General features: G+C 59.3%; 19 protein-coding genes. 10 read left to right on the top strand and 9 right to left on the bottom strand.

Annotation, left to right across the window (positions count from 1 at the left end):
* Positions 1–80: 80 nt before the first annotated feature.
* The 3 genes from ACESUZ_RS06060 to ACESUZ_RS06070 form a co-directional block, all read right to left on the bottom strand.
* Positions 81–410, bottom strand: coding sequence for a ketopantoate reductase family protein (locus ACESUZ_RS06060; protein ID WP_373199041.1), 330 nt, complete (start codon positions 408–410; stop codon positions 81–83).
* Positions 293–994 (bottom strand): ketopantoate reductase family protein, encoded by a 702-nt coding sequence (locus ACESUZ_RS06065; RefSeq protein WP_373199043.1) that lies wholly within the window; start codon positions 992–994, stop codon positions 293–295. Before ACESUZ_RS06065 ends, ACESUZ_RS06060 begins: the two co-directional genes overlap by 118 nt.
* Before the next feature lie 120 nt (positions 995–1114).
* A complete protein-coding gene (locus tag ACESUZ_RS06070) occupies positions 1115–1324 on the bottom strand; it encodes a cyclase family protein (RefSeq protein ID WP_215673753.1) in 210 nt (69 codons plus the stop codon).
* Positions 1325–1470: 146 nt separating this feature from the next.
* Here ACESUZ_RS06070 and ACESUZ_RS06075 point away from each other — a divergent pair, with 146 nt between their 5' ends.
* The 6 genes from ACESUZ_RS06075 to ACESUZ_RS06100 all read left to right on the top strand — a co-directional run bounded on the left by ACESUZ_RS06075 (position 1471) and on the right by ACESUZ_RS06100 (position 8062).
* Positions 1471–2658, top strand: a complete 1188-nt coding sequence (locus ACESUZ_RS06075) for an aldo/keto reductase (RefSeq protein ID WP_373199045.1) — start codon at positions 1471–1473, stop codon at positions 2656–2658.
* 15 nt (positions 2659–2673) lie between these two features.
* Positions 2674–3771 (top strand): Gfo/Idh/MocA family protein, encoded by a 1098-nt coding sequence (locus ACESUZ_RS06080; protein ID WP_373199047.1) that lies wholly within the window; start codon positions 2674–2676, stop codon positions 3769–3771.
* Positions 3772–3943: 172 nt separating this feature from the next.
* The gene (locus tag ACESUZ_RS06085; protein ID WP_373199049.1) at positions 3944–4810 is read left to right on the top strand and encodes a deoxyribonuclease IV; all 867 of its coding nucleotides are present in this window, start codon (positions 3944–3946) and stop codon (positions 4808–4810) included.
* 147 nt (positions 4811–4957) lie between these two features.
* The gene (locus ACESUZ_RS06090; protein ID WP_271747241.1) at positions 4958–5818 is read left to right on the top strand and encodes an ABC transporter substrate-binding protein; all 861 of its coding nucleotides are present in this window, start codon (positions 4958–4960) and stop codon (positions 5816–5818) included.
* Between the two features lie 117 nt (positions 5819–5935).
* Positions 5936–7297, top strand: coding sequence for an amino acid ABC transporter permease (locus ACESUZ_RS06095; protein WP_373199051.1), 1362 nt, complete (start codon positions 5936–5938; stop codon positions 7295–7297).
* 12 nt (positions 7298–7309) lie between these two features.
* Positions 7310–8062, top strand: coding sequence for an amino acid ABC transporter ATP-binding protein (locus ACESUZ_RS06100; RefSeq protein WP_006234381.1), 753 nt, complete (start codon positions 7310–7312; stop codon positions 8060–8062).
* 117 nt (positions 8063–8179) lie between these two features.
* Here ACESUZ_RS06100 and ACESUZ_RS06105 read toward each other — a convergent pair whose 3' ends face one another.
* Positions 8180–8599: a flavodoxin gene (locus ACESUZ_RS06105; RefSeq protein WP_006234379.1), complete on the bottom strand. Its 420-nt coding sequence runs from the start codon at positions 8597–8599 to the stop codon at positions 8180–8182.
* A 46-nt stretch (positions 8600–8645) separates the two neighbouring features.
* Positions 8646–9350, bottom strand: coding sequence for a DUF3793 family protein (locus tag ACESUZ_RS06110; RefSeq protein WP_373199053.1), 705 nt, complete (start codon positions 9348–9350; stop codon positions 8646–8648).
* A 175-nt stretch (positions 9351–9525) separates the two neighbouring features.
* Between ACESUZ_RS06110 and ACESUZ_RS06115 the strand changes: the two genes are divergently transcribed.
* Both ACESUZ_RS06115 and ACESUZ_RS06120 read left to right on the top strand, forming a co-directional pair.
* Entirely contained in the window at positions 9526–9909 is a 384-nt protein-coding gene (locus tag ACESUZ_RS06115) for a heavy-metal-associated domain-containing protein (protein WP_006234377.1), read from the top strand.
* Positions 9910–10181: 272 nt separating this feature from the next.
* A complete protein-coding gene (locus ACESUZ_RS06120) occupies positions 10182–12734 on the top strand; it encodes a hypothetical protein (protein ID WP_373199055.1) in 2553 nt (850 codons plus the stop codon).
* On the opposite strand, the gene ACESUZ_RS06125 is transcribed toward ACESUZ_RS06120, so the two are convergent.
* Entirely contained in the window at positions 12731–13156 is a 426-nt protein-coding gene (locus ACESUZ_RS06125; RefSeq protein ID WP_227790077.1) for a hypothetical protein, read from the bottom strand. The genes ACESUZ_RS06120 and ACESUZ_RS06125 overlap by 4 nt on opposite strands.
* Positions 13149–14654 (bottom strand): Y-family DNA polymerase, encoded by a 1506-nt coding sequence (locus ACESUZ_RS06130; RefSeq protein ID WP_373199058.1) that lies wholly within the window; start codon positions 14652–14654, stop codon positions 13149–13151. The genes ACESUZ_RS06125 and ACESUZ_RS06130 overlap by 8 nt, the downstream gene beginning before the upstream one ends.
* Positions 14655–14826: 172 nt before the next feature.
* Here ACESUZ_RS06130 and ACESUZ_RS06135 point away from each other — a divergent pair, with 172 nt between their 5' ends.
* Both ACESUZ_RS06135 and pgi read left to right on the top strand, forming a co-directional pair.
* On the top strand, positions 14827–15399 hold the full coding sequence (locus ACESUZ_RS06135; protein WP_373199060.1) for a dehydroquinate synthase/iron-containing alcohol dehydrogenase family protein: 573 nt from the start codon (positions 14827–14829) through the stop codon (positions 15397–15399).
* A gap of 198 nt (positions 15400–15597) precedes the next feature.
* Entirely contained in the window at positions 15598–17292 is a 1695-nt protein-coding gene (pgi, locus tag ACESUZ_RS06140) for a glucose-6-phosphate isomerase (RefSeq protein ID WP_373199062.1), read from the top strand.
* A 141-nt stretch (positions 17293–17433) separates the two neighbouring features.
* Here the strand turns inward: pgi and ACESUZ_RS06145 are convergent, their stop codons facing one another.
* Positions 17434–18738: a VirD4-like conjugal transfer protein, CD1115 family gene (locus tag ACESUZ_RS06145; RefSeq protein ID WP_373199063.1), complete on the bottom strand. Its 1305-nt coding sequence runs from the start codon at positions 18736–18738 to the stop codon at positions 17434–17436.
* Positions 18731–19348 carry an ATP-dependent Clp protease proteolytic subunit gene (locus ACESUZ_RS06150; protein WP_022094432.1) on the bottom strand — a complete coding sequence of 206 codons (618 nt, stop codon included), beginning with the start codon at positions 19346–19348 and terminating at the stop codon, positions 18731–18733. Before ACESUZ_RS06150 ends, ACESUZ_RS06145 begins: the two co-directional genes overlap by 8 nt.
* Positions 19349–19350 lie beyond the last annotated feature (2 nt).

Raw genomic sequence — 19350 nt, forward strand, 5'->3', positions numbered from 1 at the left:
CGAAGATGAAAGCCGCCGCAGGGGAAAGGTTCCCTTGCGGCGGCTTTGCTGTTGAGTCTGTTGACGTGGTGAGCCGGGCGCTACCAGCTTGCCTCGATATCGCGGATGCGCCGATAGAGCCACTCGTTTTGCGGTGCCTGGATATCGTGCTTGGCCGCCAGACGGCAGATGGTGCCCGCGAACTCCTCAACTTCGGTTTTTCGTTGTGCGATGCGGTCCTGCGCCATCGAGGGCATACCGGCGGGGTCGATTCCCTCGATGAGGTGCACCATCTGCGTCAGGTCTGCCTCGGTCAGCTCAACGCCCTCGGCGTTGGCGACCGCAAGCGTCTCGCGCATGGCGGAAACAAAGCAGCGACGCTGCTCGGAGCCCGGCTCCGTGGCGCTTCCGTAGGTCCCGCCGTAGGCCATACAGGTCTGGTTGATGCCGTCGTTGAGCATGAGTTTGGCCCACATGCGGTGCGCAAGTCGCTCTCGACGGTATGGGCGATGCCGCAGCGTGTGTAGAGCTCGTCGATGGCGGCGACGGTCGCGGGGTTGGTGCCGGCTGCCGCACCAAAGCGGATTTCGCCAGTGTTGGTAAAGGTGAGCGCGCCGTCGAGGAATACGGCGTCCATGCCCTGGCAGATACCCAGGACGGTGTGCTTCCAGCCAAAGCGCTCGGCAATCTTCTGCTCGCTTGTAATGCCGTTACACAGCGAGGCGATGAGCGTGTTGGGTCCCACGACGCGCTCCATAGTCTTGAGTGCCACATCGAGTCCAGTCGTCTTGACTGTAAGGATGGCCAGATCGGCGGGCGTTACCTCGCTGGCGCGGACGGACTTGAGCACACAGGGCTTGCCGTTGACGGTGAGCGCATCGCCCGCGTGACGCTCAAAACGTGCGTCATCCATAACGTATTCGACGGCGTCGCTGCCGAGCGCCCTGGCGATCATGCTGCCGTAGAGCAGGCCGACGCCGCCCTTGCCGATAAAGGCGACCTTGTTGATCTGCATGCGAATCATCTCCCCATATAAAAGGCGCCCGCGTAAGGGGCGCCTGATGGATTGTATGCCGCCAGGGTGATTTGTGGGTGCGTGGGGCGGCAGTTATAAAAAGAAATGTTTGCCTGGACGCTACACTGCAGGGCAGACCGCGAAAACGCGTGCGGGATATCCAACGCCATCGCGCACCTTGGGGAAGGTACAGAAGATGACGGCACCCGTGGCGGGAAGCTCGTCCAGATGGTCCATGACCTCGATCTGGTAACGGTCGACCGAGAGGATGTATTGTTCGCCGGGGTAGGGATAGGCGTCCTCACGCGTGGTCTGTTCGCCTCCTTTCATCGGGCTTTTTGCTGATGTTAAAGCGGTGTCGTGATGGCTCGATTGCTGCTACGTTACGATACGTTCTCGATTGCGATTCCAATGTGTTTTGATGGCGTGGCCGTTGTGTTTCGCCTCATTAGAGCTTCGAGGGGAGAGGAGGGGCAGTGCAATATCGTGTTGACCCCAAAAGCGGCAACCGTATCTCGGTGCTGGGACTGGGCTGCATGAGGTTTCCCGGTGCGCCGGGACACCCCGATGCGAAGACGGCCGATGCCATCATTTCCCGTGCGGTGGAGCAAGGAATAGCCTATCTGGACACGGCCTATCTCTACCCCGGTAACGAAGCTTGTGTGGGAGCTTCGCTTGAGCGCCTGGGGCTGCGCGACCAGATTTTGCTTGCGACCAAGTTGCCGCACGCTTCGTGCAAATGTGCGGAGGATTTCGATCGGTTCTTCGACGAGCAGCTGCGCCGTTTGCGGACTGACCATATCGACTATTACCTTATGCACAACATCACCTCGCCCGCGCAGTGGGAGCGCGTGGTAGCGTTGGGTATCGAGGACTGGATTGCGCACCAAAAGGCGGCGGGGCGTATTCGCCAGATAGGTTTTTCGTACCACGGCAGTGCGGCGGACTTCCTCACGATGCTTGACGCGTATGACTGGGACTTTTGCCAGATCCAGTACAACTACGCTGGAGAGCGCTACCAAGCGGGAACGGCGGGACTCATGGCAGCCGCCGAGCGCGGGCTCGCGGTGTTTGTGATGGAGCCGCTTTTGGGTGGACGCCTGGCGGGCAAGCTACCTCCGCGAGCCCGCGCCGTGTTCGATGACGTACGCGATCCGTACCTGAAGACGCCGGCTGCTTGGGGCCTTTCTTGGGTGTGGAATCATCCTCAGGTCACGATGCTGCTATCGGGTATGACCGATACCGCGCAGGTGGACGAGAACGCGGCATTGGCGGATCGCGCACTGCCGGATTCGATGACAGCTACTCAGCTCGATACCATCGCACGTGTGCTGGGAGAGTTTGAGAAATCGAATCGCGTGCCCTGTACGGGGTGCGGCTACTGCATGCCGTGCCCCAAGGGTATCAATATTCCCGGCTGCTTTGGCGCCTACAACGCGAGCTACGCGCATAGTTGGTTTACGGGGCTGTCTCAATACTTTACGGCGAGCGCGGTGCGTACAAGCGAGCCCAAGTTGGTGAGCAATTGCATCAAATGCGGCAAATGCGCGCGGCACTGTCCGCAGCACATCGATATTCCCGAGCGTCTCGACGATGTGCGCCGACGTTTCCAGCCTGGCCCCGTAACGGCTGCGCTTAAAGCCTTTTGCAAAACGCGCTCCTGATGCCCCTTTTATAACTTGCGGTGGAATAGTTCCTGTTTGCGGCAGAATAGGGGCAAAACAGGAACTATTCCACCGCAACTGAAGGGGGCTGTCGTGGGCCATCGGGATTCATGTGATGATTTGCGTGAGGTTCGTTGGGGCGTTTTGGGCGCTGGGCGCATTTCGCATCGATTTGCATCGTCGCTCAAGGAGGTGGACGGGGCACGGCTTGTGGCTGCCGCCGGTCGTACTCCTTCGCATGTTGAGGAGTTTTGCAGGGCGTTTTCGATTGATGCCGCGCACAGTTATGCCACAGCTGACGATAACGGCGATGCGGCTTATGATGCGTTGATTGCCGACCCCGATGTCGACGTAATCTACTTGGCTCTTCCGCATGGCATGCATGCGCGTTGGGCCTGTCGCGCGCTGCGCGCCGGAAAGGCCGTGCTGTGCGAAAAGCCGGCCGTTTTGAATGAAGAAGAGGCCTATGTGATCGCCTCGGTTTCCCGTGAGTGCGGCGTGCCATTTATGGAGGCGATGAAAAATCGGTTTTGTCCGATGCATACTCGCGTGAAGGGCTTGCTTGCGTCGGGCGAGCTCGGCCGTATCGTTTCGATCGAAAGCGTGCAAAAACTTGATTATGGTGAGCCCCCTTCGAGTTATCTGCTCGATCCGTTGCAGGGTGGTTGTCTATATGACATGGGCTGCTATGCGGTCGGGTGGTTTGAGGATTTGCTTGCGGGTGCGTGCGATGTTTCGTCTCGTGAAGTTCGCTGGCGTGACGTATCGGGCGGCCGCGTGGATTGGGCCGATGAGATTCATATGAGCGTCGGCGGCATACCCATTCATATGGTGTGCGACGGCAAGGCAGCGTATGAAAGCCGCTTAACGATTGCCTGTGAGCGGGGCTCGTTGGAAATCGAGCGCCTCCATCGCCCCGAGCTCGCCCATGTGAAGTATTCCGACGGGCGAATGCTCGAAATAAATGCCCCGTTTGAGGTTGATGATTTCTACGGCGAAATCCAGCATGCGACCCAGCTCATCCGGGCGGGGAAACTCGAGAGTCCCGTCATGCCCCTTGCCGCCACACAGCGCTGCGCGCGCATTATCGATGCAATCCGTCTAGCCCTCTAGGACTTGGCGCTGACGCATAGGGGATTATGACGCTGGCGCCCGTAGCCGTAGTGCTTGGCGGCCCGCATCCCTGATGCCCCTTTTATAAGTTGCGGTGGAATAGTTCCTGTTTGCGGCAGAATAGGGGCCAAACAGGAACTATTTCACCGCAACTGATGAGGGGGAGCTGGAGATGCTGACGATTGGGTGTCATCTTTCGACGACGAAGGGCTATCGGGCAATGGGGGAGACGGCGTTGTCCATTGGCGCCAATACCTTTGCGTTCTTTACGCGCAACCCGCGCGGTGGCAAGGCAAAAGAACTTGACATGGATGACGTGGCGGCTCTGCGCGAGCTTATGTCGCAAAACGACTTTGGACCGCTGGTGGCGCATGCCCCGTATACCTACAACCCCTGTTCTGCCAAAGAGCGGGCGCGCGAGTTCGCCTTGGAGGCTATGGCAGAGGACCTGCGGCGCATGGAGGCGCTGCCCGGCAACTACTACAACTTCCATCCCGGTGCGCATGTGGGGCAGGGCTCCGACGCCGGCATTCAGATGATTGTCGACACCCTGTGTCAGGTGATGTTTGAGGGCCAGCAGACGACGGTGCTGCTCGAGACCATGGCCGGCAAGGGCACCGAGGTGGGCCGCAGCTTTGAGGAACTGGCGTGCATTATCGAGGGCGTTGCCGCCAAGTGCCCAGAGCTGTCCGATAAGCTGGGCGTTTGTTTGGACACCTGCCATGTGAGCGATGCCGGCTACGACATCATCCATGATCTGGACGGCGTACTCGACGAGTTCGACCGCGTGGTGGGTATCGATCGCTTGCATGCCGTACACATCAACGATTCGAAGAACCCTTGTGGCGCCCATAAAGATCGTCACGAGTGCATCGGCAAGGGATACCTTGGCAGTGAGGAATTTGGTGGAGGTATGCAGGTTATGCAGAATATTGTATCGAATGGCCACTTGCGTTCGCTGCCGTTTATTTTGGAGACTCCGAACGAACTTGCAGGTTATGCAGCTGAAATTAGACAATTAAGGTCATTGCAGCAGTAATGACTGTCACAAAGTAGAGTATTCCATTCACGTTATGGGTTTGTTTCAATCAGTTTTCTCATTGCAGATTCGTAATTCCGGGTGCATAATAGCCAACAGTTTTTGCAGACCTCTGAATCAAACGAGGTCACCGGAAGGAGACTGATTATGAAGCTGAAGAAGCTTGGCGCATTTGCCGCCACGGGTGCTATGGCGCTCGCCCTTGCTCTGACGGGCTGCGGTTCGTCCAACGCCACCTCTGGTTCTGATGCCGGTTCCAGCAGCTCTGACGACGCTAAGGTCGAGAAGGTCGACGGCTCCAAGGAGTACGCGCTCGTCAAGGACGGCACGCTGACCGTCGGCACCTCTGCCGAGTACGCGCCGTTTGAGTACAAGGATGACAACGGCGACTACCAGGGCTTTGACCTTGAGCTCATCAAGGCTATCGGTGACAAGCTGGGCCTGGATGTCGAGTACGTCAACAATGACTTTGACACGCTGGTTCCGGGTGTCGCTTCGGGCGCCAAGTACGACGTCTCCATCGCGGCTATCACCGACACGCCCGAGCGTGAGAAGGAAGTCACTTTCTCCGATTCCTACTACATGGACGATCAGGCTATCGTGACCAAGGTCGATAACACCGACATCACGGCCGACAACTACAGCGAGAAGCTCAACAACGCCGACGCTACCATCATCGTTCAGTCTGGCTCGACCGCCGAGTCCTTTGCCCAGGAGAACTTCCCCAAGGCCAAGATCGTCCCCTACAAGGACGCTACCGAGTGCTTCAGCGCCCTGCAGTCCGATAAGGGTGACGCCGTAGTCACCAACCGCTCCGTTGCCAGCCAGCTGACCGCCGAGCAGTTCAACACCTGCCAGACCATTAAGCAGATCAGCACCGGCGAGGAGTACGCCATCGCCATCAACCAGGGCAACACCAAGCTCAAGGACGACATCAACCAGGCCATCAAGGACCTGACCGACGACGGTACCGTCGACGCCCTCATGGCTAAGTACAGCATCAAGTAAATAGATGCTTGATTGCGCAAAGGCCCTTTCCGTTTTGGCGGAGAGGGCCTTTGCGCTTCTCTTGACGGAGAGCATTTCCGTCTCGTTTTGCCGGCAACTTCTACGATAGGAGCCACCTTGTCTCGATTGAACGAAGGGGCCATGGGTCGGCGCTTCCCGCTGCCCTCGATGCTCCAAAAACTAGCCTGCGCCCTGACTGTGGCGCTCGCTTTGCTGTGCGCGGGGACAGCCGCGCCTTCGACCGCTCAGGCGCTCGAGACCGCAAAGATCACCGCGCGTCCCAATACCGGTTCGGGCAGCGACGTGGTCGGTGGCACCGAGACGCGCATTACCTGGGAGGTCCAGGCCGATGCCGATGAGGAGCTGAGCGGTCTTTCGCTGACGTTTGTCGACGGCACGACGTTTGGTACCGATGACACGCGATTGACGATGCTCTCGGGCGAGGACCTCATGGATCGTACGCCCATGAAGCCCACGTGCAAGGCTGACGGCCAGACGCTCAAGATTGACTTTGGCGAGACGGCGCCTGCCGGCGGCTTTTTTCGTGTCGAGGTTTACGGCGTGACCTTCCCCGTCGAGGGCGGCGATGAGGCCTTTAGCGGCACCTGCACTTTGGCCGATGGCTCGACCAAGAAGATCTCCAAGATTCCGTCGGTGGAGATCAAGGGCGTGACGGCATTCGATAACTTCTTGGCCGATCTTAAGGAGCAGCCGTGGGTCGAGGCCTGGAACTCCAATATGTTCCTGCGCCTGTTCTTAAACCCGGTCATTTTGGTCCAAAGCCTGCCGATCGTCTTTAAGGGCTTCCTTATGTCGCTCTCGATCGTGCTTGTGGCGTTTCCGCTGGCAATTCCCTTTGGCTTTGCCTTGTCGCTCATGCGCATCTCCAAGTCGCGCATCCTGCGCTGCCTCGCCGGCATCTATGTGAATATCATCCGCGGTACGCCGGCGTTCCTGCAGATCTATATCGCGTTCTTCGGTCTGCCGTTGGCCGGCGTCAAGGTTGATGACTACGTGCTTGGCGTTATCGTCATGGCCATGAACTCGTCTGCGTACCTATGCGAGATCTTCCGTGCCGGTATTCAATCGATCCCCAAGGGCCAAAACGAGGCTGCGCGTTCGCTGGGCATGAACGCGTTCCAGACGCTGCTCTATGTCATGATTCCGCAGACGTTCCGTAATGTTTTGCCTACGCTGACCAGCGAGTTTATCTTGCTTTACAAGGATACGTCGCTGCTTGCCGCCGTGGGTGTGGTCGAGATCGTCATGAACGCCCGTACCATCGTGGCCACGACGGGCTCCATTACACCGTACGTGGTTGCCGCCCTGTTCTATCTGGTCATCACCCTGCCGCTCGCTCGCTTGGTGAGCGGTCTTGAGGCGAGGCTTTTGGGCACGGCCGAGACCAAGAAGAAGCGTCCCGCCAAGAGCGCCGGACAGGTTGTCGCGACGCCCGCCGATCACATCGCCGGTCTGTAAGGAGGTCCTATCATGAGCGAAACCAATAACTCGAACGAGGTCGTCGTCAGCATCAAGAACCTCCAGAAGGCCTTTGGGGACAATGTGGTCCTGCGCGATATCGATCTGGATGTGCACAAGGGTGAGGTCGTTGTGGTCTTGGGCCCCTCAGGCTCGGGCAAGTCGACGATGCTTCGCTGCATCAATCGCCTGGAGCATCCCACGAGCGGCTCGATTGTCGTCGAGGGCGTGGATGTGTGTGCCAAGGGCGTCGACCTCAACAAAGTGCGCACGCACCTGGGCATGGTGTTTCAGCAGTTCAACCTGTTCCCGCACCTGTCGGTCAAAAAGAACGTCATGCTTGCGCAGCAAAAGGTGCTCAAGCGCAGCAAGGAAGAGGCCGAGAAGATCGCCGTCGAGGAGCTGACCAAGGTCGGCCTGGCCGAGCGCATCGACTTTATGCCGAGCCAGCTCTCGGGCGGCCAGCAGCAGCGCGTGGCCATCGCCCGCGCCCTGTCGATGAACCCGCACGTGATGCTCTTTGACGAGGCCACCTCGGCGCTCGACCCTGAGCTCGTGCGCGACGTTCTGGGCGTCATGCGCGACCTGGCGCACGACGGTATGACCATGATCGTCGTGACGCACGAGATGGGCTTTGCCCGCGATGTCGCCGACCGCGTCGTCTTTATGGACGGCGGCGTCATTGTGGAAGAGGGTACGCCGAGCGAGGTCTTCGACCACCCCAAGAGCGAGCGCACCAAGGCGTTCTTGGGCAATATCTCGTAGCCGCTTTATATGACTGACATAGCAGAAAACGGGAGCCGGATGTGATCCGGCTCCCGTTTTTGTTGGGACGCGAATGTGTTTTGTTGCAATGCGCGTTGCGGGCGGAGCTCATTGCCGCTAGGCGAGCTCGGCTCCAAGGGCGCGGCAGGCCGCTTCGCTCTCATCATCGGGGGCGTCGTAGCAGATGACGGAATCGACGACGTTGACGCCCTCCTCGTCGGCGTCCGCCTTCCAGTTGTCCATCCATTCGCCCTCGGCCCACGAATAAGAGCCAAAGAGGACGACCTTCTTGTCGCCGAGGGTCTCCTTGACCTCATCCCACATGGGCTGGAACTCATCATATTCAAGCTCCTCGGAACCCATGGCGGGGCAGCCGAAGGCGATAGCGTCATAGCCAGCGGCCTTGTCTGCGGAGAAGTCGGCGCAGGAGATGACCTCTGCCTCGGCGCCGGCATCGGTTGCACCTTCGGCAACGAGGTTTGCCATGGCCTCGGTGTTGCCCGTGCCGCTCCAGTAGACGACGGCGATCTTGCTCATATTGAGTCCTTTCGGTTGTGCGGCGTGCGGCCGCGGTTTGTACGTTCTATCGGGTTGCCTGGGCAAGTTGCGCCAAGCTGTAGCCCTGCTGATAGACAAAGGTGAAGTATTGGGTGCAGGCGCGGTAGGCATCAAACGTCGCAAGTGCCTGCTCGACATTTGCGTAGACCTTCCAGGCCCCAAAGACCTTATAGTTCTCGCCGCGCTGGACGATAAACTGATGGACATCTTCGTAGGGATAGCCCAAAAAATAGCCAATTTCGTGGGGGAACTCGCACATGCACCCCGTATCGCAGTGCCTATTTCGCGCGAGTGCGCAGACACTGCCGTCATAGGCACTTTCTGCGGCATTGCTGCTTGCCAGCGTGATGCGCGCGGCGAGATGCACCAGGGATGCGGGCAGGTTATGGACATCGTAGCCTTCGGCGGCAAGCGCCGTCGTGGCGCGGGGGTCGGAGAGGTATCGCATGAGGTCCGCAGGGCGGTACACATAGATGAGCGCTCCGCAGGGGCGCCAGACCAAAATGCTCATATGGATCCCGAGTGGCTGGAGCTTGCGGTTGCATTGGGCTATGACGGCAAGCAGGCGAGAGCGTCGCTCTTCGATATGGGCGGCGCCGGGTATTCCGTTTTGGTTGGCGTAAACGCCGGGATAGGTGAAGAGCGAAGCCGGCTTGATACCTGCGAGCGTAGGGGAGCAGTTGCGCACGACGGCCGTTTGGTATGTTGGGATGTCAATGGTTCGAGTCACGTTGCCCCTTTCGAGCCCTTACTTGTTAGCCTAGGAAAACTTATACACGAAAGTAAGCCATGGTCAACAAAAAAGTTTGAAGAGGGAAACTAATTGACCGAACGGACATGATTTTGGGTTAAGATGGAGACACCCCATGGGGGTATCCAGATAGGGCTACTTGAAAGGGGAACGCATGAGTGACTTGCTCAACCCTGCGAATCTCATCGTGCTGACCGTCATTGCCGTCGGCATGTTTTTTGGACTGCGTCGCATTGCCGCTTCGACACACGGGAAGAGTTGCTGCAGCGATGGTGCGAGCGGCAAGAAGGCCAAAAAGGTTGTGGTGGCAGACACCGACGAGTCCCACTACCCCTATCGTGAGGAACTCCTTATCGGCGGCATGAGTTGCGACGGCTGCGCCCGGAATGTGACGAATGCCCTCAATGCGCTTGATGGCGTGTGGGCTACGGTAACGTACGCGGACCACACGGCACGCGTGCGCTCGAAGCGCCCGGTTGATCGCGACACACTCGAGACGGCAGTGAGGGGTGCGGGCTATTACGTTATGAAAATGTAGGCGTTGCCCTCTCCGGTGGGTACCAGCCTCCTGCCCATTGTGACTATCGGCATCCAAAAATTTGCGCAAAAATAACCTTTAGATGCGGCAAAAGTGGAGTTTGGTGACGGTTTGCGCGGAATTCGCTACCAATCGAGCATCTATGAACCCGTCCAAAAAATTACAGGTGTATATTTATACACTGATTATTGCTGTGCTCAGATTGCAATTAACCGTGGACAGAAATGAAGAATGCTAAAACTGGGCTTTAGGACAGGGGAGGCTATAACCTTATGAGACGAGTGGGAACACTTGGCTTGGTGGCAGCGCTTGCCGCTATCTTGGTATCGCCGCTGCCGGCGCACGCCGAAGACGCATCGGGTGCCGTTACCTACAATGCGGGAAATGGGTATTCCTTTGAGAAGCTCTCGCATCCTACGGTAGGAACGTCGCAGCCGGATGGCATCGTCGACTACCAGGGTAACGGTGCCGTTGCCGTCCCGGGCGCCGATGGTAATACGGCCAACAACGAAGGCGATCGCGGCCAGAGCTACACTTGGGCGGCTGCGAGCTATGGTGACTGGCTTTATGTGGGCACCTGCTATGCGGCGATGGGCAACACGCTGACGCTCATGAACAGCACGCTGGGCGATTCCTTTGATGTCGAAACCATGCGCCTGACGCTGGAGGCCATGTTTAACGGTACCTTCTTCTATGGACAGCAGAAGGAGGACGGCACGGCCGACAAGGACAGCGGCGGCATCTTGGTCAAGATCAATACCAAGACCGGTGAGACCAAGCTGCTACTCTCTGAATCGCTCAACGGCGTCGCTCCTTTGTTCCGCAATGCCGTGAGCTATAAGGGTAAGCTCTATTTCTGCGGCAGCGTCAGGACCAATGACGGCAAAGGCGGCCTGCCTGCTGTATACGAGATCGATCCTAAGACGGATGAGTACAAAGATGTCTATCAGGGCCTTTCGAGCATGCAGGATTACGGTGCTGCCTACAAGCAGGGCATTTCTACCGGTATCCGCGGCATGTGCGTCCATGATGGCCAGCTCGTCATCAGTAATGTGGGTAAAGACGCGAACGGTAATTTTGTGTCGACAATCCTGACGTCGTCTGACCCCTCGAAGGGCCAGGACAGCTTCACCGAGATTGCCAACTCGGAGACGCTGTTTGGCTATCCGGCGATTCGCTATCAGGACAGCATCTACGGCGGCGCCATTTGGGATATGGTCTCGTACAATGGCCATCTCTATGCGACCATCTGCACCGGTACGCCCGAGAACGCTCCCGATGATAATTCCATGCAGTCGTTTGCCATGGTCCGTGGCGACAAGAATGCCGACGGCAGCTATTCGTGGACTCCCATTGTCGGCGATCAGAAGACGGACGGTGCAAAGTACTGCTTTGGCATCGATCCTGCCCGTACCCGTTCTGGCGCTGCCAACCTCATCGTCTACAACGACTACCTCTATATCGGTGAATACAACGACGAGGAGATTGCCCTCGAGCGCATCCTGTTCAACAAATCCAACACCGAAGAGGGCGGCAAGAGCAGCATGGGTGGCGTTGACTGCTCGTTTGTGAATGCCAATCTTGAGCAGTCGGTTAACATCTATCGCATGGACAAGGACGAGAACATGGAGCTCGTCGTTGGCGATCGCACCGACATGTTCCCCGAGGGCGGTATTTCCGGCCTGACTTCGGGCTTTGGCCGAAACGAGAACCAGTACATTTGGCGCATGCAGAAGTTCGACGGCAAGCTGTATATCGGTACCTTTGATACCGCGAGCCTGCTTGAGCCGATCGGCCAGTTCTCCAATGGCGACATTATCGATATGACGCCCGAGGAGTGGGACTCTCAGGTTCAGCGCCTTAGGGACCTGCTCAATCACCTGCTCGACAAGAAATCGCCTGACGACCCCATCGTTCCCGTGAACACGCTTGCGGACGATGATTCAAACGAGGCCGTCGAGGTCGATGATTCGAACGAAGCTGCTGAGGTTGATGATTCAAACAAGGCCGTCGATGTCGATGACGAGAAGACCGAGGTTGCTAAGGGCTTTGGCGATCTGAGCGATGCGCTGGAGGATGCCGCGGGCGGTCTTTGCGATCAGGCCGCGACGATGTCCCAGGACTTTGAGGACGACGCCGCTTATGTCCAGAAGATCGATGGCGAGATCGCGTACTTCAAGTCCTTTGCCGACCAGTATCAGGACATGCTCGATAGCTATGAGAGCCTTAAGCAGCAGTACGAGGATGCCTATGGCACCGAGCTGCCGAGCGATATTCAGGATGCGCTCGATAAGCTGCTGAGCGAGGAGAACCTCAAGAAGTTGCAGAGTGTCCTTACGTGCATGTGTTACCTGCGCGATGCCGAGCGCGGCTTTGATATGTATGTGACCGAGGACGGCGTGAACTTTACGACGCTGACGACCAATGGCTTTAACGATCCGTATAACCATGGTCTGCGCACCTTTGCGGTGACCAACCAGGGTCTGTGCCTTGGTACCGCCAACCCGTTCTATGGTTGCCAGGTCTGGATCCAGCGCAAGGAGAATTCGGAGAATCCGGTTGATCCCGGTACTCCGGATCCGACGGAACCCACCGATCCTTCGCAGCCGGGTGGCGGCGATCAGCCTGGCGGCAGCCAGACGGGTGGCAACGACCAGTCGAGCAGCACCACGACCACCGTCACGACGACCGCTAAGAAGACTCCGAAGGACGGCTCGCTGCCTCGCGCTGGCGACTCGACCCTCACGCTGGTCTTGGGATTGCTGGTTGCAGCTGCCGCAGTGCTTGGCATTGCTCTCGTCTTGCGCAAGCGTTCTCGTCGCTAGGCTCGTCCGCGTAGCTCAATGTCCTGGATATCGTCGAAGTTGATGGCGATATCCCTGAGTTTGAGCAGCTTGAATGCGGGTAACGCTTCGTCGAGAATGCCCGTGCGGCTACGATAGCCGTACGTATCGTAATAGGTGACGCGCACCAAGTCGCCGCGTTTGAGGCCCTCGAGCTTTTGCGAAAGCTCGAGGGCTTTTTCTTCCGTGAGCTCACGTTTTTGCTCGACGGTGATTTCCTGCTTGCGCACGAGTTCGTAGTATCCCGTGAGGGCGGCAAAGGGCATAAACTGTGCGGCGCGGTTGGCGCGCACGGCACCGTTGGCAGTGAGGTTGGGGTCGGCTGCGCGGCGTCTGCCCTCGGGGTCCGCCAGGCGCTCGAAGGCGGTCGGCGGGCGCATGGGCTGTTGTTTGGGTTTAGGCACGGTGTCCTCCAACTTGATCGTTGCGCTCGCGCGCGGTGGCGCCGGCGGTAAAGCTTAATCCCTTGACGAGCGCGTTCTTGCCGTACTTGCCTTTCACGGCCAGAACGGCGCGCGCCAGGTCGCGCTCGCGCTCATCGGCCTCGATATCGCTGAACAGATCGATGGTGGCAAATTTCTCGGGCACAAGATTGCTAAAGCCCAGGTTGATGCGCTTGACCGGTCGTTTGGGATCGACAGTCTGCGCCCAGAGCTCATCGAAATAGCCCATGATCTTCTTAAACGAATTGGTACGCTCGGGCAGCTTGCGCGAGGCGTTGGAGTGCGCAAAGAGCGCGGCATAGCCACCACGCGGTTTGCCACCATGCTCTCCCACAAAGATGCCATCGATTGCCTGCGCTTCGCGCACCAGGCGGCGCCGTTCGTCATCGCGCTGGACGGGCTTGGGAGCACGGGGCGCGAGCTCGGGGCCGGCGGTTGCGGTGGGTTCGATGCTCGACGTACTCGAGCGCAGGTGTCCGCATCCGTCCACATATTGTGCAGTACCGCTGGCATCAAGCCTGCGTATGTCGGCGCGCTCGCTCGCGTAGCCCACAAAGAGCGAGATGCTGTCGCAGACCACGTGCTTATCGATCAAGTCCAACACGGCGTTGTCGACCATCTCGCGCAAGACGGTGTAGGCCTGCTCGTAGGCATAGCCCTTCGAGAGCACCTGTCCTGTGGTGGTCGAAGTTGCTTGCGGGCGATAGGCTTGGATATCGGCGATGGTTGTCGGCTCGCGTCCGAAGGCGTGGTCGATGAGATACTCGGCATTGACGCCGAGCTCGTCGTAAAGCAGGTTTTCGTCGAGCGCCGCGACGCCCATCAGATCGTAGACGCCGTATTTTTCGAGTCGTGCTGCCACGCCGGGGCCGATGCCCCAGATATCGGTGATGGGACGATGGGGCCAGATTTCCTTGCGAAAGGTCTCATCGTCGAGTATGCCGATGCGGCTGGGTACGTGCTTGGCGGTGATATCGAGTGCAACTTTGGCCTGGAATAGGTTGGGGCCGATGCCGACCGTCGCCGTGATGCCGGTGCGCGCCAGGACCTCGTCGCGCAACATGCAGGCGAAGCCTTCCGCATCGGTGTGATAGAGGTCCAGATAGGGTGTCACGTCGATAAAGCACTCGTCAATTGAGTAGACGTGAACGTCTTGCGGACTGACGTATTCCAGGTAGATACCGTAGATCTGCGCCGACACCTCCATGTAGTGCTGCATGCGCGGTACGGCCTTGATGTAGTCGATGCCGTCGGGAATCTCGAATAGGCGGCAGCGGTTGTGAATACCTAAGTCCTTCATGGCCTGCGTGATGGCGAGGCAGATGGTCGTGCGTCCGCGCGATTCGTCGGCAACGACTAGGTTGGTGGTGAGCGGATCGAGCCCACGGTCGACGCACTCGACGCTGGCATAAAACGTCTTGAGGTCGATGCAGATATAGGTGTGCTGCTCGTGCGCCATCCGTGTCCCTCCATCAAACACATGTTCTTATCGAATACTTGTTCGATAATACCCGCTCGTCCGAACATCGTCAAAACCTGCCAAAAAGGGACAGGTGCGGTCGTGCGGTTGGATCGGGTTTTAACGCAGCCCTAAAGAGCGTGAAACAGCTCGGAAAACCTCGCTTCTTAGCATGAGCCTAACGATTGATACCGCCTATACGCACGGAAGGGTTGTGGGAAAGATGGTCAATTATGGGTTTGGTATGCCGACACGCCTTGTTGCGGATGGGGACGTGGCTCGCTGGTGTGGACGATTGGTCGCTCACTACGGCGGCACTAAGGCGCTGGTCGTGCTGGGAGGCGACAAGCACACGCGTGATGAGCTTGTCTCGGCGGCACTCGGCTCGGTTGATCGAGCTCTGCTTGAGCGCGTGCTTTTCCGCTGCGGCTCGGCTTGCGATGGGGGAGACGAGCTGATCGACGAAGCCGTGGCCCTGGCGACCGACGAAGGCGTGGACTTTGTCCTGGCGATTGGCGATGCCGATACGGCGGGCTTTGCGCGCGAGCTCGCGCGGCGCATGGCGGCGCTCGATGCCGGCGAAGACGGCTTTGTGCCTTATGGATGCATTGTCTCGGAGGGCAAGGTACCTGCTGTCGTGGGAGCCGGCGAGGTGCCCGTTTTTGCCATCATTGCGCCCGAATTGCTGGAGGGTATCGGGTCTCCTCTGCGCGAGCTGCTCGGCAGTGTGTGCGCCGCGGCCTAATATCTGCCATAAAAGGATGGGTTATTTTTGTAGGTAAAGCGTTTGACCTGCCAAAATAAACCTGTCCCTTTTTGGTCGGTTGCCGTTTAGGGGCGGATTGGCAACGCTCGCTGATTATGGTCTTGACCTGCGCTAGAATAGTGGCATCTGAATGTCCGGGCGCATGGAGGCGTGCGCCCGTATGCTGAGGAGGACTCTATGGCAACTGTTGCCGCACCTATCGATGCTACGTCGACTGCCGCTTGGAAGGCGCTCGAAGCTCATCAGGAGAAGCTCGAGGCCGAAGGTATCGACCTCAAGGCCTGGTTCGCTGCTGACGCCGACCGCGTGAACAAGCTGAGCTTTGACGCCGGTGACCTGCACTTCGATCTGTCGAAGAACCTGGTGACTGATGAGACCGTCAAGCTGCTGTGCGATCTTGCCCGCGAGGTGAAGCTCGAGGAGCGCCGTGACGCCATGTTCTCCGGCGAGCACATCAACACCACCGAGGACCGCGCTGTTCTGCACACTGCGCTTCGCCGTCCGGCAAGCGAGAAGGGCCAGCTCATCGTCGACGGTCAGGATGTCGTCGCCGACGTGCACGAGCTCCTCGATCGCATGTATGCCTTCGCCGAGCGCGTGCGCTCCGGTGAGTGGAAGGGCGTTACCGGCAAGAAGATCGAGCACCTGGTGTCCATCGGCATCGGTGGCTCCGATCTGGGCCCGGTCATGGCCTACGAGGCTCTGCGTCCCTATGCCGACGCCGGTATAGACTGCCGCTACATCTCCAACATCGACCCCAACGACCAGGCCGAGAAGCTTAAGGGTCTGGATCCCGAGACCACGCTCGTGATCATCGTCTCCAAGACCTTCACCACGCTCGAGACTCTCACCAACGCTCGCGAGGTCAAGACCTGGATGCTCGAGCAGCTCAAGGCTCAGGGCGCTATCGATGGCTCCGATGAGCAGAACGCCGAGGCCGTGGCAAAGCACTTCGTCGCCGTCTCCACCGCACTCGAGAAGGTTGAGGCCTTCGGTATCGACCCCGCCAACGCCTTCGGTTTCTGGAACTGGGTCGGCGGCCGCTATTCCGTTGACTCCGCCGTGGGCCTGTCGCTGATCGTCGTGCTCGGCCCCGAGCGCTTCCAGCAGTTCCTCGAGGGCTTCCACGCCATCGACGAGTACTTCTGCAATACCCCGCTCGAGAACAACGCCGTCGCGCTGATGGGCCTGCTCAACGTCTGGTACGTCAACTTCTTCGGTTCCAAGAGCCACGCCGTGCTGCCGTACTGCCAGTACCTGCATCGTTTCCCGGCCTACCTGCAGCAGCTCACCATGGAGTCCAACGGCAAGCATGTCCGCTGGGACGGCAGCGCCGTGACCTCCGACACCGGTGAGATCTTCTGGGGCGAGCCCGGCACCAACGGTCAGCACGCCTTCTACCAGCTGCTGCACCAGGGCACCGTGGTGGTCCCGGCCGATTTCATCGCCTTCGCCAATACCGCAAACCCTGCGACCGACAGCGGCCAGGATGTCCACGAGCTGTTCCTGGGCAACTTCCTGGCCCAGACCAAGGCGCTCGCCTTTGGTAAGACGGCCGATGAGGTGCGCGCCGAGGGCACGCCCGAGCAGATCGTCCCGGCCCGCTGCTTTGAGGGCAACCGTCCGACGACCTCGATCTTCGGTGACACGCTGACCCCGTTCGCGCTCGGCGAGCTCATCGCCCTGTACGAGCACATCACGTTTGTCGAGGGCACGGTCTGGGGCATCGACTCCTATGACCAGTGGGGCGTTGAGCTGGGTAAGCAGCTTGCCAAGCAGATCACCCCTGCCTTCCACGATGACGCCGCCAAGGCCGAGCAGGACGCTTCGACCCAGGCGCTCATCGAGTTCTACCGCGCTCACCGCAAGTAGTCGCTGCTGTTAACGCATCGCGTCTTATAGTCAGGGGCCCGTATCCTATCGGATGCGGGCCCCTTTGCTTTGCCGTGGTCCCGGGGCGCACGGCCTTTGTGGAACATCACCGGGGCGCCGCGCGCTGCGAGAACCCTGCGCCTAGATCTCGGTCTCCGCATGGCCTCGCTGCGCCTCGGGCAGCTCCCCGTAGAGCGGATGGTCTTCGAGCCTAAAGCGCTCGACCTGTTCGGGAATGCGACCGCGTACAAAGAGCCACGAGCGATCAATCGGCGTCGCCATGAGCGTGCTGGGCAGCGCGTCGGCGCGGTCGGAAAACACCCGGGCACTCTCGGGATCCTGGAACGCCAGCACCAGATGCGTGTCGCAGTTGCCCATGATGGAGCGTGCGCGTGCCTCGCCATAGAGCGCATCGAGCTGGTTGGTCGACTGCAGCAGCAGCGTTGCCCAGATGTTGCGGCTTCGGATAATCGAGAGCACGTTGTCGATCTGGGGGATCTGCAGATTTGCGAAGTCATCGAGCATAAAGCGCACGGGCACGGGCAGGCTGCCGCCGGGCTGCCTATCGGCCTCACGAATGAGGCCCATAAACGCCTGCGAAATAAAGAGGCCGGTCAGCGGATCGAGATTGCGGTCAATATCGCTCACGGTTACAAACAGGGCGCAGGGGGTGTGTCCCATGGAAGCGAAGTCCACCTGATGGCACTCACGATAGAGCTGTGCCGCACCGTCGAATCCCAGACACATGACCTTTTCGGCAAGGATGCCGACGATGCTCGCGTGCATGCGCTCGGCATTTTGCGTAATGGCGTAGCGTCGCCATAGCGAGAGGGCATAGCTTTGGGGGTCGGTCGTGATCAGGTCGTCAAACAATCGACCCGTGGCACCGTCCTGTAGGTGCTCGATCAGCTTGATGACCGAGCTGATCGTCTGCTCGTCGGCGGGTAGCTGTTCGGTGACGTAGGCGATAAGGCACGACAGCAGGTTTGCCGCCGCATGATCCCAAAAAGGCTGGTTGTTGTCCTCGATGGGGCAGATGGCCTTTGCTACCGAGAGGATGTCCTGCTGGTTGGGCCTGCCGTCCGCCTTGCGGCGAATGTGCCTCAGGGGGTTGTAGCCGCAGCGCTCGATGCCGGGCGCAAGGGCCGGGACGGTGTTGAGGTCGGCGAAGTTGAGACATTGCACGCGGTAGCCGTGGGCTGCCAGCACGGGTCCCACTTCGCGACAGAGCGTGCCTTTGGTGTCGAGCACGATGTAGCTTGCGTTCATTTGCAGCAGGTTGGGCTTGAGGACGTTTCGGGTCTTGCCGGCTCCCGAGGGGCCGATCACAAGTGCGTTGTTGTTGAGTCCCGTCTGGCGGGTGTCGCAGGAAAGCGTTCGATCCTTGGCGAGGATGGTGGACGATGCGGACTCAGATGCGGCGAGGCGGCTGGTGAGGTTAGACATGGGCGACCTCCTTGGTGGTCGAGAGGATTTCGTGGGCAAAGCCGAGCTCGACGGCGCGCTCGGCCGAAAGGTAGGTGTCTTTTGCAGTGAGGGACTGGATGCGCTTGGGCGTGAGGCCGCTGCGGTCCGAGAGGATTTGCGTGAGGGTCTTGCGGGTCTGCATGAGACGCCGGCTGGTTTCCTGCAGCGCAAGTGCCGAGCCGCCTGCCCCCTGGGGGATCAGCGGGTCGTGAATCATGAGCTCTGCATGGGGCGCCATACGGCGATCGTCGCCGCCCATAAAAATCACGGCGCCCATGGACGCGGCGAATTCCAGGCAGACGGTGCGGATGGGGCACGATGCGAGGCGCATGGCGTCATAGATCGCAAGACCCGATCGCACGCTTCCGCCGGCGCTGGCGACAAATATGGTGATGGGGCGGCTGGGGTCGGTGGCATCGAGCAGGCGGATCTGCTGGCATAGGTCGTGGGCCATCGGGGTTTCGATGTTTCCCATGACGGAGAGCTCGCGACGGGCGAGCATCTCATCGTAAATGCTGGTGAGCGTGATGCCTCGGGCGGATTCACGCATGGTGAGGGGGCTGATGATGGGGGAATGATTGGTGTCCATGA

It is taken from the genome of Collinsella aerofaciens ATCC 25986, from assembly GCF_964239575.1.
GTDB lineage: Bacteria > Actinomycetota > Coriobacteriia > Coriobacteriales > Coriobacteriaceae > Collinsella > Collinsella aerofaciens_BQ.

Bases quoted from the DNA above. Each gene is read 5' to 3' on its own strand.
- ACESUZ_RS06070 (WP_215673753.1), bottom strand. From the start codon at position 1,324: ATGAAAGGAGGCGAACAGACCACGCGTGAGGACGCCTATCCCTACCCC.
- ACESUZ_RS06065 (WP_373199043.1), bottom strand. From the start codon at position 994: ATGCAGATCAACAAGGTCGCCTTTATCGGCAAGGGCGGCGTCGGCCTG.
- ACESUZ_RS06090 (WP_271747241.1), top strand. From the start codon at position 4,958: ATGAAGCTGAAGAAGCTTGGCGCATTTGCCGCCACGGGTGCTATGGCG.
- ACESUZ_RS06135 (WP_373199060.1), top strand. From the start codon at position 14,827: ATGAGCCTAACGATTGATACCGCCTATACGCACGGAAGGGTTGTGGGA.
- pgi (WP_373199062.1), top strand. From the start codon at position 15,598: ATGGCAACTGTTGCCGCACCTATCGATGCTACGTCGACTGCCGCTTGG.
- ACESUZ_RS06130 (WP_373199058.1), bottom strand. From the start codon at position 14,654: ATGGCGCACGAGCAGCACACCTATATCTGCATCGACCTCAAGACGTTT.
- ACESUZ_RS06120 (WP_373199055.1), top strand. From the start codon at position 10,182: ATGAGACGAGTGGGAACACTTGGCTTGGTGGCAGCGCTTGCCGCTATC.
- ACESUZ_RS06150 (WP_022094432.1), bottom strand. From the start codon at position 19,348: ATGGACACCAATCATTCCCCCATCATCAGCCCCCTCACCATGCGTGAA.
- ACESUZ_RS06145 (WP_373199063.1), bottom strand. From the start codon at position 18,738: ATGTCTAACCTCACCAGCCGCCTCGCCGCATCTGAGTCCGCATCGTCC.
- ACESUZ_RS06105 (WP_006234379.1), bottom strand. From the start codon at position 8,599: ATGAGCAAGATCGCCGTCGTCTACTGGAGCGGCACGGGCAACACCGAG.
- ACESUZ_RS06060 (WP_373199041.1), bottom strand. From the start codon at position 410: ATGGCCTACGGCGGGACCTACGGAAGCGCCACGGAGCCGGGCTCCGAG.
- ACESUZ_RS06115 (WP_006234377.1), top strand. From the start codon at position 9,526: ATGAGTGACTTGCTCAACCCTGCGAATCTCATCGTGCTGACCGTCATT.
- ACESUZ_RS06100 (WP_006234381.1), top strand. From the start codon at position 7,310: ATGAGCGAAACCAATAACTCGAACGAGGTCGTCGTCAGCATCAAGAAC.
- ACESUZ_RS06085 (WP_373199049.1), top strand. From the start codon at position 3,944: ATGCTGACGATTGGGTGTCATCTTTCGACGACGAAGGGCTATCGGGCA.